Here is a 12443-nt window from a genome sequence, read left to right on the forward strand (position 1 = left end):
CGGTTGCCCGGCTCGCCGCCCCCCTTCAGCGCTTGTTGAATCGCGCCGTTATTTGCCGTCGTTATAGGTGTTCGTCATTTCCTGGTCGCGAGACCGCTGAGGCCGCCGAGCAAGCCGCCGCCGGTCGCGCCACCGGTCGACGTCGCTGCGCTACTCAAGGTGCCCGTGACGCTGCTCAGCAAACCGGTCAGCGGCGCGAGCGGGTTGCCGGCGCTGCCGCCACCGGAGCCAGAGCCGGTGGCCGAGCCGAGCGCGCCGGTCAGCGACGAAACCGCCGCTGTCACGGGCGCGAGCGGATTGCCGCCGCTACTGGCCACGCCGCTCAATGCCCCTGTCACCGAGCTCACGACGCCGGTGAGCGGCGCGAGCGGGTTGCCCGAACCGGCGCCACCGAGGCCACCTGACAAGGTGCTGATGACATTGGTCAGCGGCGCGAGCGGACTCCCGGAGCCGCTGCCGCCCGTCAGACCGCCGCTCAAGGTGCCGGGCAGTGCGGTGAGGATGCTGGTCAACGGGGCGAGCGGCGTGCCGCTCAATGGATTGCTCGAGCCGCTGCCCGGATTCAGGAGGCCGGTCAGGCCGCCGAGCGGATTGCCGCTGCCGGCGCCGCCCGCTGTCAACAGACCACCCGCCGACGCAACCGTGTCGCCCAGCCTGGTCACGACGTTGCCGAAGTTCTGGCCGATCGGATTGCCGGTCGCGCCGCTGATCTGGCCGCCGGCGCTGTCGAGACCGTGGCCGATGGTCGAGAGCAGACCATTGAGCGGCGCGCCGAGACCGGTCGTGTCGCCGACGGTTTGCGTGGTCTGCGCAAGCGTGCTCGTGATCGGCGTGATCGCGGTGCTGACTGTCTGCGTGACTTGCTGGATCGGGCCGTTCGTCAGCTGCGAGCCGAGTTGCGTGCCGATGCCGCTGACGGTGTTGCCGACCGTCGAGACGGCGCTGCCAAGCGGTGTGGTCAACGGACTGAGTGGCGCGGTCGGACCGCTGCCAAGGCTCGTCACGAGTTGGCCGGCGCTGTTGACGGACTGACCTGCGTCGAACACGAGATTGCCGCTGCTGGCGAGCGTGGTGCCGAGCGGATCGGTGGCGTTGCCCAGTTGGCCCAGGCCATTCGCGGCGCCTGTGCCGACTGCGGTGACGCCGCTGCCGAGATTCGAAACGACGTTACCGAGGGCCGTCGTGGTCGCGGGGTTCGCGCCCGGAATCGGGGTGAGGCCGATCTGGCTGCCGACGGCGGAAACGGTCTGGCCGGTCGCGGTGATGACGTTGCCGGTGTTTTGCACGACCACGCCGATCGGGTTGGCGCTGGTGGGTGTGGGTGTGGGCGTGGGTGTGGGCGTGGGTGTGGGTGTGGGTGTAGGTGTAGGTGTAGGTGTGGGTGTGGGTGTGGGTGTCGGTGTGGGCGTGGGTGTCGATGTGGGCGTTGGAGTCGGCGTGCCGCTGCCCGAACCTGAACCCGAACCGCTACCTGAACCCGAACCGCTCCCCGAGCCGCCCCCCAATCCGCTTGCGCCGTTCGCCGCATTCGGCAGAGTCAACGTGCTGCCGCATCCCGTCAGGACGATCATCGACGACACGCACATGGCGATCGCCGAGAGTTTGAATTTATGATTCATGGTGTGCTCCCCCGTAGTTTGAAGATTTGCTGGGGAAGCTAACTGCAAAGCCTATGCCAATTTTTCTTTCAGGCTTTGTGACGAAAATAAAGACATATAAATCAATGGCTTGAATGAGCCATTGGCCGGTCGGAGTTCGTGCCTGGACGACTCATGTGGCGCGGAACACATCGACGCGCATGGCAGCGCGTAACGTAACGCTCGGCGCGCGCGCGAACCTCAGATCTTCAGTCGCCGCAAGATCTTCGGCCCGACCACCGCGATTGCCGCGGAGCACACCGCCACCACCGACAACCCAATGGGCAAACTGGTCGCCTGGGTCACGGCGCCAATGATCACCGGCCCGAGCAGCAAGCCGAAATACGCCAGGCCGGCGACGTGCGCGAGTCCTTCCGCAGCATGAATGCCCTTGACGCTTGCCGCTGCCGCGAACAGCACCGGCATCATGTTGGCAAGGCCGAGGCCCATCAAGGTGAAGCCGATCAGCACCGCGACCGGATTCGGCAGCAACAGCGCGCCGACCATCCCGGCGCAGGCGAGCGCCGCGCTCACCATCACCAGTTGCGGCGCGCCGAAGCGGGCGCGTACTGCGTCGCCGGCAAAACGGGCGGCAGCCATGCCGCCGGAGAAAGCCGCGTAGGCCGCACTGGCGAGGGCGGGCGTAGCCAGCACGACGTCGCGCATATAGACGGTGGCCCAGTCGTACATCGCGCCTTCCGCGATCAGCGCGACGAGCGCCAGCGCGCCGAGCGCCCACAGCGCCGGCGAGCGCCAGCGGTTGGCGCGCGGCGTGGCGGAGTCGGGATGATCGGCGTGCGGCACGTGCGGCAACACGGATGGGCAGGCGGCAAGGAGGACCAACGCACTGACCGCCGCGGCCAGCGCGAGATGCACCGCCGGCGCCATGCCGCGCGACAGCAACGCCCCGCCGACCGCCGCGCCGACCATCCCGCCGACGCTGAACATGCCATGCAACGACGACATGATCGGCTTGCCGAGCGCCTTCTCGACGGCGCTGGCTTCGGCGTTCATCGCAACGTCGAGCGTGGCCATGCCCGCACCGAAGATCGCCAGCACCACTAGCAACATCCAGTAGGCCGGCACGAGCAGAATCAACGCGGCACACACGGCCATCACCAGGCCGCCGGCGAGGCAGGCGCGGCGTGTGCCGACCCGCGCGATCCACGACGCATTGAGCGCCATCGCGCCGATCGAGCCGCCCGCCACGGCGAGCAGCGCAAACGACAGCATGGCCGCGTTGAGATGAAAGCGGTCGCGCACCGTCGGCACATGCACCCCCCACGACGCGTACATCATGCCGGCGATGAAGAACACCGCCATCGTGGCCCACCGGGCGCGCTGTCGCCCGGTATCGGACAGATCGCGGTGAGCGGCGGGCAGGGTAGCGAAATCGGGAGAGCGGTCGGACACTGAAAATCTCGTGAAGGGTAAGGCGGAAGAAAGCGCGTTGAAAGCGAATTTCCGATTCTAACGAAGCGTGCTGTCTTATGCTTGGAAAGGCGGCGGCAAGCGGGTCCCGCTTTTGCTGCAACTGGTCGCCATTCGCCGCCCATTCATGGAGGAACGCGCACTTGAACATTCCCGCTCACGCTCCGCTTCATCTGCTGCATACGGCCGCCGTCGGCACGCTCGCCACGCATGCGCGTCAGCCGGAGGGCTTTCCCTATCCATCTGTGCTGCCCTTCGCGCCGGACTCGCAGCATCGGCCGACCCTTCTCGTGAGCCGGCTCGCCGAACACACGCATAACCTGCACGCCGATCCGCGCGCCGGTTTCCTGGCTTTCGACGCCCCCGGCGGCGATGTACTGAGCGGCGCACGCGTGACCTTGCTCGGCATGTTCGAGCAGGTTGATTCGACGCCCGAAGTCGTGCAGCGTTATCTACGCTATCACCCGGACGCCGAGCGCTATCTGATTCTCGGCGATTTCACTTTCTGGACGATGCGCCTTGAACGGCTGCGTTATATCGGCGGCTTCGGCGCAATGGGATGGCTCAACGGCGCCGAACTCGATCCCCTGGCGCCGCTTGATTTTGCCGAAGAGAATGCGCTTATCCGACATTTCGGCCATCAATTGAAGAACGACGGCGGAGTTGAACTACTCGGCGTGGATCGGTATGGCATCGATCTGAAGCGCAACGGTGCGCGCAGCCGGCTTGCCTTCGAAGAAGTCAAACCCAATGGCGAAACCTTGCATGCGGCGCTTGAAGATTGCATCCAGCGTGGTGCGATTTAGTTTTATTGCGGCTTCGGGGAAAACACTCATGCGCGAATAGCAGCGGGGCGGCGGCCTTGCAATATGTTCCAAGGTTTCATGTTGAAGCTCTCATGGCATGAGATGTTGATGCCAAATCGGTATCTTAAATTTCATTTTTTGAAAGTTAATTCCGCGATTATGGCAGTCGACTCTGTTTATTCAGCAAAATGCGAAATCATGAATTTGAAAGGATGTGATCAAACAGCACAGTCTCAGGAAATTTTTTGAAACGAATTTAGATTAAATTTACGCGCGCGCTTTTGTAGTCTTTCTATTTTGTGTTAATCTCGCCATCAAATTCCGAGGCATGATCACCTTCTAAGGGCAAGCTGGCTTAAGACTGGCAGTCATTTATCCAAATCACAAGGGAACCTATGTCTTCCTACAAGGAACTACTCGCGCAGCGCGAGAAGCTCGAAAAGCAGATCGAAGAAGCAAAGTCGCGCGAATACGCGGAAGTGTTGAATGAGATCAAGCAGAAAATGGCCGATTACGGCATCTCGCTGACTGAACTCGGCGGTGGCCGTGCAGCAAAAGGCGTTAAAGCGGGTCGTCCGCGCGCAGGCGTTGCGCCGAAATATCGCGACCCGGACAGTGGCAGCACGTGGTCCGGCCGTGGCAAGCCGCCGCGTTGGATCGCCGGTCTGGACCGAGAAAAGTTTCTGATCCAGAAGTAATGCCTGCGGGCGTGAAGTATTAGGGTTAGCGCCAATCGGCTGCGCTTATAGCGCGCTGTGGCCACGAAAAACCGCGTACCGGTCAGGGCGCGGTTTTTTTATTGCCAGCTGGCGGCGCGAGGTTTTGTCGCACGAACTTCGCATAATCGGAACACGAATGCTTTTCGTTTAGATAAACGGCTGATTTAAAAGGATTTTTTTAAAAACTCCCGGCGTGTTCCGAGTGTCGGCAGGTAGAATTCAGGCATTGAACTTTCTGCTTTGTCTCTGATATGGCTTCCGGCGCTACTGCTCAATCCGTCGACAAACATCGCGTTGCGCGCAAAACCACTTTCGTCAGTATTGCGCTCAATGCGGTCTTGATGACGCTGCAAATCGTCATCGGTGCATTTGCGCACTCGCAGGCATTGGTCGCGGATGGCGTCCATTCCCTTGCCGATCTGATTTCCGATTTTGTCGTGCTGATTGCCAATCGGCACAGCGGCGTGAAGCCCGATGCCGACCACAACTATGGACATAGCCGTTATGAAACGGTGGCTTCATTATTTTTAGGTGCACTGCTGATCGCGGTCGGTGTCGGTATGTTGTGGCGCGCCGGCTCGCGGCTGGCCGATATGCAAAGTATTCCCGCAGTACATATGAGCGCGCTCGCGGTTGCTGTCCTCGTGCTGTGTGCGAAAGAAGGGCTGTTCAGGTACATGCTGCGTGAAGCGCAACGCGTGCGTTCCGCCATGCTGATTGCCAACGCGTGGCATGCGCGTTCTGATGCGGCTTCATCGTTGGTGGTGGCGATCGGCATTGTCGGCAGTCTGGCCGGCGTGCGCCTGCTCGATCCGATTGCGGCGGCGATCGTCGGCTTCATGGTGGCGCGCATGGGCTGGACGTTTGGTTGGGACGCCCTGCAGGATCTCTCCGACCGCGCGCTCGACGACGCCTCGGCCGCCGACGTGCGCACGCTGCTGCTCTCCACGCCCGGCGTCCGCGACGTGCACGAATTGCGCACGCGCAAGATGGGCGACTTTGCGCTGGTCGATGCGCATATCCTCGTCGATCCGCAGATTTCGGTATCGGAAGGGCATTACATCGCGGAGTCGGCGCGTTTGCGTGTCCTGACCGATAACCGCGTGCTCGACGCGCTAATCCACGTCGATCCGGAAAACGATGCCGTCGCGCATCCGCCGATCGACCTGCCCGCTCGCAAACGCGTGGTGGAAGAGGTCGACGCGGCGTTGGCGTCGGCAGGCGCTCGGGCTGCCGCGATCAATATTCATTACCTGAGCACGGGGCTCGACATCGAGGTAGTGCTGCCGGCGTCACAGCCCGGCACCTTGCAAAGCACCATGGCGACGCTAGAACACGTCGATCTGGAGGCACTCAAGGCGCGCCTGGGCGCCCGCAAGCTCGATGTGCTGCAAGCACTCCCGGCTCAGTCGAACGAGATCAAAGCGGCAGTTGCGTATCGAATTTGATTTCGCGTAACACGACGCTCGTGCGGACCTGCGCGACGGCGGGAATCTTGAAGATGCGTTCGTGCAGAAAGGTGTCGTACGCCTTGATATCCGGCGCGACGATCTTGAGGATGTAGTCGGATTCGCCAGTCGTGCTGTAGCACTCGGTGACTTCCGGGCAGGTGGCGATTTCCCGTTCGAACTGTTCGACGCCGCCTTCGGTGTGGCGTGTCAGATGGATATGCGCCAGCGCGCAAACGTGCAGACCCAGCTTTTCCCGATCGAGCAGCGCCGTGTAGCGCTGGATGACTCCCGATTGCTCCATGTCCTTGATGCGCCGCCAGCAGGGTGTGCTCGACAGGCCGACCTGGTCGGAAATCTCCTGCACGGAACGGCGTGCATCCAGCTGCAGCAGGCGCAGGATTTTTTGTGAGAACGTATCGAGTGTCAACTGCGCCTCCGTTTGCGTCGCCGTATCAACGCATGGTAGAGGGCGCGAAAACGAAACGCAATGTAAAACGGCCTGGACGAGGGAGATTACCTAATTTCACGTTTTCTCAGCGGTTTTTTGCCCTGAGGCGTCCCCATCTTTGGCGGCAGCGAGCAAGCTTGCCTGATTGGCGCGCAGGTCCTTGAGCATGTTGCAGAAGAGCGCACCCTGTTCGATCGCGTCGTCCAGTGCCACATGGGTGTGCGGGTGGTCGTCGAACCAGTGCCGCGGGAAGCGCGGTTTGATGTTCTTGCGATACGGAAGACCGGTCATCGCGAACGCCAGTGTCTTGATGTCGAGCGCCGACCACGAGAACGGGCAGCGTCCGACAAACCGCATCATGTACCAGAACATGTAGGTGAAGTCGAAGCCCGCCGGCATCGCCACGAACACTGGCTTGCCGGGCAACGCTTCGACCCAGTCGACGTAGGCCGTCAAGGCCGCCACGGGCGACTGCAAATCTTTGCGGCAAGCCTCCCATGCTTCGGGCTGGGTTTTCCACCAGGCTTCCTGCACGGGATGCGGTGCAGCGCCGTCGAGCAATTCGAGATTCGCCGAGAAGGTGGCGATCAACTGCTTGTCTTCGGTGTAGGCGGCGGAGGCGAAACTGAGCATCGAATGCGGGCCGGGAATCGGGCCGTCCGCTTCGACGTCGGTGCTCACATAGATTTCGCTCGTCATGCCTCGACTCCATCAGCGACGTAGGGGTTGGTCCGACGCTCGGCGCCGAACGTCGACGTGGGTCCGTGACCCGGCACGAAGGTGACGTCGTCACCAAGCGGCCACAGCTTCTCGCGGATCGAGCGCACCAGATCCGCGTGATTGCCGCGCGGAAAATCCGTGCGGCCGATCGAGCCGGCGAACAGCACGTCGCCGACTAGCGCGAGACGGTGCGCGCGACTGAAGAACACCACGTGACCCGGCGTGTGTCCGGGGCAGTGATAGACCTCGAGCGTTTCGTCGCCGAACTGCACCGTGTCGCCGTTGGCGAGCCAGCGGTCCGGCTCGAATGCCTCGGCCGCGGGAAAGCCGAAACGCGTGCTTTGATCCGGCAGCTTGTCGAGCCAGAAACGCTCGTCGGGATGCGGGCCTTCGATCGGCACGCCGTAGTGCGTGGCGAGTGTCTTCGCGCCGGCGCAGTGATCGATGTGACCGTGCGTCAGGAAGACTTTTTCGACCGTCACGTTCTGACGCGCAATCTCGCCCTGGATGACGTCGAGGTCGCCGCCCGGATCGACGACGGCCGCACGTCCGGTTGCCTCGCAAACGAGCAATGAGCTGTTCTGCTGGAACGGCGTGACGGGGATCAAGGTGACTTTCATGAAGGACGGCGCCGCTGGAAAAACATCGATTGTACCGGCCTGCGGCGCGTGCTCGCCGAGGGCGCGTCAGCCCCCGCCCAGCGGGGTTTTGCCTGCCCATTTTTGCAGCGTTCGTGAAAATTCATCAAGGTTTTCAGTCGCTTGTCATCCCAAAAATTTGTTTTAGGTATAATGCACCCCATGCACTAGTAGGTGTGCATGCCACACGGCGATGCGTCCCCATCAAAAATGGGCACGCGGATCGCCACTCAAGTATGGGCTGTCGCAGTCTTGGACGGCCATCAAGTATCGATGCATTCGATGCACACGTCTTGCCCAGCCAGGTGCCACGCGCCTGCTGCGACTTTAGCGGTCGCGACGCTGGGTGGGGCCTACGCCGCCGTTCCTGTGCGCTGAGTTTTTCGCGCGCAAGAACGTGTTTGCCACGTTCGATGGCGGCATGTGGGGTCTGGTCAGGCTGCCGGGGACAGGTTGCGCCAGACGTGAAAATTAACCGTGCGGTAGCGGCTGAATGAGCCGCATCCGGGCTTTGACGTTCTGCGCCTTTTTGCGCGGCGCGTTGTCGTCCCTTTGCCGCCGGAGTCGCAGGCAACACGCTCAATTTCGCGTGATGCGGCTCGACAATGTGATTGCACGTCTTATGAAAACTCGGTTATCCCGTGGTCTGGGGACTCTTTTTGCCTTTTTTGTGCTGGCCGGTTGCGCTACGCCTCCGGGCGGTAGCACCACGTCAGACAGCGGCCAGCCGCTGAGCACGAAGAACGCGCAAGCGGGCACCTTTGGACCACAATCCTTCGGTAGCGCGCCGGCCTCCGACGCGTCCGCCAAAGGTAGCTCGCTGGCCGACGCTCAGCCTCTAACGGACGATAGTTCGGCGGTTGCTGACTTCCGTCAGACCGGCCGCGCTTCGTGGTACGGCCGCGCCTTCCACGGCCGCCGCACCGCCAACGGCGAGCGTTACGACATGCATGCGCTGACTGCCGCGCATCGCACGCTGCCGCTCGGCTCCTACGTCCGCGTGACGAATCCGGCTACTTCGCGCTCGGTAGTCGTGCGGATCAACGACCGTGGGCCTTACGCCCGAGGCCGCGTAATCGACCTGTCGATGGCCGCCGCCAATCTGCTGGACATGCGCCACGCAGGGACTGCCAAGGTCAAGATCGAAGGTCTGACGCAGCAGGAAGCACGCGCTGAACTGAACGAGACGCTTGCGTCGAACTCGGGGTCGTCCAGCGAGAAGTAATCAGCCGATCGCGGGCGCGCTGCGCGTCGCAGAAATACGAAGGGCCGCATGGTGACATGCGGCCCTTTCTTTTTGCTTCTGCGCGATGGCTTTATTCGTCGTCTTCGTCTTTTTTCAGCGCCAGCGCACGGGTGTACAACGCGTTGCGCGGAGCTCCGGTGATGGCTGCCGCCACTTTCGCCGCGCTGCTCACCGTCAACTCTTCCAGCAGGATGCCCAGCAACGCGTCGTGATCGTGTTCGCCGGCGGCTTCCGGCTGCGCGCCTTCCACCACCAGAACGAATTCGCCGCGCTGACGGTTCGGATCGGCGGCGAGCCACGTTGGCCCTTCGGCCAGGGTGCCTTGATGCAGCGCTTCATGTAACTTCGTCAATTCACGCGCGATCAGCAGACGACGCTCGCCGCCGAACGCATCGGCCAGTGCCTGGACCGTTTCGACGATCCGGTGCGGCGCTTCGTAGAACACCATCGCATGCGGATGGTTGGCGAGCGTTTGCAGCGTCGTGGCGCGCGCCTTGGGTTTCGGCGGCAGAAAGCCGAGGAAGGAGAACGTGGCGACCCAATCGCCGGCTGCGCTCAATGCCGTGGCGAGCGCGCTCGCGCCCGGCAGCGGAATCACCGGAAAGCCGGCTTCGCGGACCGCATCGACGAGTTTCGCGCCGGGGTCCGAGATGCCGGGCGTGCCGGCGTCGGACACGTAGGCGACGCGTTCGCCGGCTTGCAGATGCTCGATCAGGCGTAGCGCTGCGGCACGCTCGTTGTGCTGGTGCACGGCGACGAGCGGCTTCGAGATGCCGTAGCGCGCGAGCAGCTGGCCGGTGTTGCGGGTGTCTTCGGCGGCGATGCGGTCTACCAGTCCGAGCACGTGCAACGCGCGCAGCGTCACGTCGGCGACGTTACCGATCGGCGTGGCCACCACATAGAGCGCGGCAGAAGGGTATTGCTGCCCTTGCGCGAGTTCGGAAAGAGGAGTCATGAGGCAGAAGACGCAAACAGACAGAATGAGGCCGCCATTGTGCCACGCGGTGTCGCGCGAATCGGGCGGGGGCGAGGCGGTGACGACGCGCTTGAAGACAGACGCCGTCGGTGCCCACAACTTTTCGGGGCCGGCGGGGTCCAAACTCGTCGGCGCGGCTTTCGAATCACGCGCGCTCGAATTTTTGCAGCGGCAGCGTTTGCGATTGGTCGCGCGCAATGTGTCGTGCCGGGGCGGGGAAATCGATCTCGTGATGCGCGATCGGGACGGCGCATTGGTCTTCGTGGAAGTACGCGCGCGGGCCCAGCGTCGGTATGGCGGTGCGGCGGCGAGTATCGGCTGGCAGAAACGACAGCGCATCGTGCGCGCGGCGCAGCACTATCTGGCCGTGCGCAGTCGTCGCGAGACGGATCAGCCCGCCTGCCGTTTCGACGTGATTGCTTTCGAAGCCGGCCGCCTCGTCTGGTTACGCGACGCGTTTCGGGCCGATGAAGTCTGACGTTGTGCGCGGAGAACCCGTGTGAGTGCGATAAACTTGCGCTCGCACGCGGGCCACGGGGCGCCGCGCAACTTCGCAAGATCACTTCACAACACGGCTGCACGGTGCGGCCCATACGCGGTAGAAGATAGAGACTCGATGTCAGTCGAACGTATTCAACAACACTTCCGCGATAGCGCGGCGGTCAAACTCGAAGCCCTCGAAATCCTGTCGATGCCGATCGCCGCAGCGATCGACACGATGTTCGGCGCGCTTGCCAACGGCAATCGCATCCTTGCGTGCGGCAACGGCGGATCGGCTGCCGACGCGCAACACTTCGCTGCCGAACTGATCGGCCGCTTCGAGCGTGAACGTCCGGGCTTGCCGGCGATTGCGCTGTCCACCGACACGTCCGTGCTGACCGCCATCGCCAACGACTACTCGTTCGAGCAGATCTACTCGAAGCAGGTATGGGCGCTCGGTCAACCCGGCGACGTGCTGCTCGCGATCTCCACCTCCGGCAATTCCGCCAACGTACTGGCCGCGATAGAAGCTGCGCACGAGCGCGAAATGATCGTCGTTGCGCTGAGCGGCAAAGGCGGCGGACGCATGCAGCAAGTATTGAGCGACACCGATATTCACGTGTGCGTGCCGTCCGATCGCACTGCGCGCATTCAGGAAGTGCATTTGTTGACCATCCATTGTCTATGCGACGGCATCGATGCCATGTTGCTGGGCGAAGACTGACCGATTCCGAAGGAGAGCTAGTTGATGAGCGCATTCCGCGTCAAGAAGACACTGGTGAGAACCGTGCTGGTGGTGGGGTTCGCGGCGGGCTTGTCCGCAACGTTGCAAGGTTGTTTTCTCGCGGTGGCCGGCGCGGCGGGCGGCAGCGCGCTGGTGGCGACCGACCGGCGCACGCTCGGCGCGCAGACCGAAGATCGCGAGTTGCAGGTGAAGGCGCTGTCGCAGATCACGCAGAATCTGCCGGACAATGCGCACGTCAATGTGGCGGTGTTCAACCGTCGCGTGCTGCTGACCGGTGAAGTCGCGGGGGAAGTCTCGAAGCAGCGCGCTGAAAGTGTCGTGCGTGGTCTGAACAACGTCACGACGATCGTCAACGAACTGGCGATCATGCCGGCGAGTTCGTTCTCGTCGCGCACTAACGATACGTATCTGGAAACGCGCGTGAAAACCGCGCTGATCGCCGAGAAGAATATTTCGGCGAACAACTTCAAGGTGGTGGCCGAGCGTGGCTCGGTGTACCTGATGGGGCTCGTCACGATGGACGAAGGCAATCGCGGCGCGGATGTCGCGAGCCGTGTGCCGGGCGTGGTGCAGGTCGTGAAGGTGTTCCAGTACATTCAGCCGCAGGAAGCCGCAGCGGCCGCTGCTGCGGCGGCGACCGCGCCGGCACCGGCCGCTGCGCAGCCGGATGCGAGTGCGCCGACGGTTGGGGCGATCCCCGATTCGTCGGTTAGCGCGCGGCCGCTCGATCAGCAGGCGCCGGCGCCGGTCAGCAATTCGAACTCGGTGCATCCGGGCAATCCGAAGGCGACGACGCCATGAAGCGTGGGGTGATCTTTGTCGCTTCGGTGATGGCGGGGGCGTTGCTGGGTATGTTCGTGTCGACGTCGCACGCGGCTGATGTTTCGCGTGGACCGGCGATTGCGAATGCGAATGCCTGTATGGGATGTCATGCGGTGGATCGCAAACTTGTTGGGCCTTCGTTTCAGCAGATTGCGGCGAAGTACAAGGGTGATGCGCAGGCGCCGGTGAAGTTGGCGCGGAAAGTTAAGGATGGTGGAGCAGGGGTTTGGGGGATGATTCCTATGCCCGCGCACCAGTCTATGAGCGATGCGGATATTCGGGCAGTGGTGGATTGGGTGCTGGCTGGGGCGCCTGCTAAGTGAG

At 62.8% G+C, this 12443-nt stretch carries 15 protein-coding genes; 8 read left to right on the forward strand and 7 right to left on the reverse strand.

Annotation, left to right across the window (positions count from 1 at the left end; all coding sequences use genetic code 11):
* Positions 1-74: 74 nt before the first annotated feature.
* Together FQ705_RS21200 and FQ705_RS21205 are read right to left on the reverse strand one after the other, a co-directional pair.
* Complete coding sequence (locus FQ705_RS21200; protein ID WP_144143999.1) at positions 75-1619, reverse strand: collagen-like triple helix repeat-containing protein; 1545 nt, start codon at positions 1617-1619, stop codon at positions 75-77.
* 219 nt (positions 1620-1838) lie between these two features.
* On the reverse strand, positions 1839-3050 hold the full coding sequence (locus FQ705_RS21205) for an MFS transporter (RefSeq protein ID WP_144144000.1): 1212 nt from the start codon (positions 3048-3050) through the stop codon (positions 1839-1841).
* A gap of 161 nt (positions 3051-3211) precedes the next feature.
* Here FQ705_RS21205 and FQ705_RS21210 point away from each other — a divergent pair, with 161 nt between their 5' ends.
* Positions 3212-3874, forward strand: a complete 663-nt coding sequence (locus tag FQ705_RS21210; RefSeq protein WP_144144001.1) for a HugZ family protein — start codon at positions 3212-3214, stop codon at positions 3872-3874.
* Positions 3875-4269: 395 nt separating this feature from the next.
* The gene (locus FQ705_RS21215; RefSeq protein ID WP_144144002.1) at positions 4270-4572 is read left to right on the forward strand and encodes an H-NS family nucleoid-associated regulatory protein; all 303 of its coding nucleotides are present in this window, start codon (positions 4270-4272) and stop codon (positions 4570-4572) included.
* Between the two features lie 185 nt (positions 4573-4757).
* Here FQ705_RS21215 and FQ705_RS34595 read toward each other — a convergent pair whose 3' ends face one another.
* Entirely contained in the window at positions 4758-4946 is a 189-nt protein-coding gene (locus FQ705_RS34595) for a hypothetical protein (protein ID WP_260854581.1), read from the reverse strand.
* On the opposite strand from FQ705_RS34595, the gene FQ705_RS21220 reads away from it, so the two are divergent.
* The gene (locus tag FQ705_RS21220) at positions 4935-6041 is read left to right on the forward strand and encodes a cation diffusion facilitator family transporter (protein ID WP_260854582.1); all 1107 of its coding nucleotides are present in this window, start codon (positions 4935-4937) and stop codon (positions 6039-6041) included. The genes FQ705_RS34595 and FQ705_RS21220 overlap by 12 nt on opposite strands.
* Here FQ705_RS21220 and FQ705_RS21225 read toward each other — a convergent pair.
* The 3 genes from FQ705_RS21225 to FQ705_RS21235 form a co-directional block, all read right to left on the reverse strand.
* The gene (locus FQ705_RS21225) at positions 6013-6471 is read right to left on the reverse strand and encodes an Lrp/AsnC family transcriptional regulator (protein ID WP_006050474.1); all 459 of its coding nucleotides are present in this window, start codon (positions 6469-6471) and stop codon (positions 6013-6015) included. The genes FQ705_RS21220 and FQ705_RS21225 overlap by 29 nt on opposite strands.
* A gap of 96 nt (positions 6472-6567) precedes the next feature.
* Complete coding sequence (locus tag FQ705_RS21230) at positions 6568-7191, reverse strand: exonuclease (protein ID WP_144144004.1); 624 nt, start codon at positions 7189-7191, stop codon at positions 6568-6570.
* On the reverse strand, positions 7188-7832 hold the full coding sequence (locus FQ705_RS21235) for an MBL fold metallo-hydrolase (protein ID WP_144144005.1): 645 nt from the start codon (positions 7830-7832) through the stop codon (positions 7188-7190). The genes FQ705_RS21230 and FQ705_RS21235 overlap by 4 nt, the downstream gene beginning before the upstream one ends.
* A 640-nt stretch (positions 7833-8472) precedes the next feature.
* Between FQ705_RS21235 and FQ705_RS21240 the strand changes: the two genes are divergently transcribed.
* Positions 8473-9075: a septal ring lytic transglycosylase RlpA family protein gene (locus FQ705_RS21240; RefSeq protein WP_409934724.1), complete on the forward strand. Its 603-nt coding sequence runs from the start codon at positions 8473-8475 to the stop codon at positions 9073-9075.
* 91 nt (positions 9076-9166) lie between these two features.
* Here the strand turns inward: FQ705_RS21240 and rsmI are convergent, their stop codons facing one another.
* Positions 9167-10051, reverse strand: coding sequence for a 16S rRNA (cytidine(1402)-2'-O)-methyltransferase (gene rsmI / locus FQ705_RS21245; RefSeq protein ID WP_144144007.1), 885 nt, complete (start codon positions 10049-10051; stop codon positions 9167-9169).
* Between the two features lie 37 nt (positions 10052-10088).
* On the opposite strand from rsmI, the gene FQ705_RS21250 reads away from it, so the two are divergent.
* From FQ705_RS21250 to FQ705_RS21265, 4 genes are all read left to right on the forward strand, one after another.
* The gene (locus FQ705_RS21250) at positions 10089-10550 is read left to right on the forward strand and encodes a YraN family protein (RefSeq protein ID WP_409934729.1); all 462 of its coding nucleotides are present in this window, start codon (positions 10089-10091) and stop codon (positions 10548-10550) included.
* Between the two features lie 138 nt (positions 10551-10688).
* A complete protein-coding gene (locus tag FQ705_RS21255) occupies positions 10689-11276 on the forward strand; it encodes a phosphoheptose isomerase (protein WP_144144008.1) in 588 nt (195 codons plus the stop codon).
* A 24-nt stretch (positions 11277-11300) separates the two neighbouring features.
* Complete coding sequence (locus tag FQ705_RS21260; protein WP_144144009.1) at positions 11301-12098, forward strand: BON domain-containing protein; 798 nt, start codon at positions 11301-11303, stop codon at positions 12096-12098.
* Complete coding sequence (locus tag FQ705_RS21265) at positions 12095-12442, forward strand: c-type cytochrome (RefSeq protein WP_144144010.1); 348 nt, start codon at positions 12095-12097, stop codon at positions 12440-12442. The genes FQ705_RS21260 and FQ705_RS21265 overlap by 4 nt, the downstream gene beginning before the upstream one ends.
* Position 12443: the final 1 nt, after the last annotated feature.

Origin of the sequence: Paraburkholderia sp. BCC1884 (genome assembly GCF_900996225.1) — a bacterium.
Taxonomy (GTDB): domain Bacteria; phylum Pseudomonadota; class Gammaproteobacteria; order Burkholderiales; family Burkholderiaceae; genus Paraburkholderia.

Bases quoted from the DNA above. Each gene is read 5' to 3' on its own strand.
- FQ705_RS21200 (WP_144143999.1), bottom strand. From the start codon at position 1,619: ATGAATCATAAATTCAAACTCTCGGCGATCGCCATGTGCGTGTCGTCG.
- FQ705_RS21215 (WP_144144002.1), top strand. From the start codon at position 4,270: ATGTCTTCCTACAAGGAACTACTCGCGCAGCGCGAGAAGCTCGAAAAG.
- FQ705_RS21220 (WP_260854582.1), top strand. From the start codon at position 4,935: ATGACGCTGCAAATCGTCATCGGTGCATTTGCGCACTCGCAGGCATTG.
- FQ705_RS21230 (WP_144144004.1), bottom strand. From the start codon at position 7,191: ATGACGAGCGAAATCTATGTGAGCACCGACGTCGAAGCGGACGGCCCG.
- FQ705_RS21235 (WP_144144005.1), bottom strand. From the start codon at position 7,832: ATGAAAGTCACCTTGATCCCCGTCACGCCGTTCCAGCAGAACAGCTCA.
- FQ705_RS21240 (WP_409934724.1), top strand. From the start codon at position 8,473: ATGAAAACTCGGTTATCCCGTGGTCTGGGGACTCTTTTTGCCTTTTTT.
- rsmI (WP_144144007.1), bottom strand. From the start codon at position 10,051: ATGACTCCTCTTTCCGAACTCGCGCAAGGGCAGCAATACCCTTCTGCC.
- FQ705_RS21255 (WP_144144008.1), top strand. From the start codon at position 10,689: ATGTCAGTCGAACGTATTCAACAACACTTCCGCGATAGCGCGGCGGTC.
- FQ705_RS21260 (WP_144144009.1), top strand. From the start codon at position 11,301: ATGAGCGCATTCCGCGTCAAGAAGACACTGGTGAGAACCGTGCTGGTG.
- FQ705_RS21265 (WP_144144010.1), top strand. From the start codon at position 12,095: ATGAAGCGTGGGGTGATCTTTGTCGCTTCGGTGATGGCGGGGGCGTTG.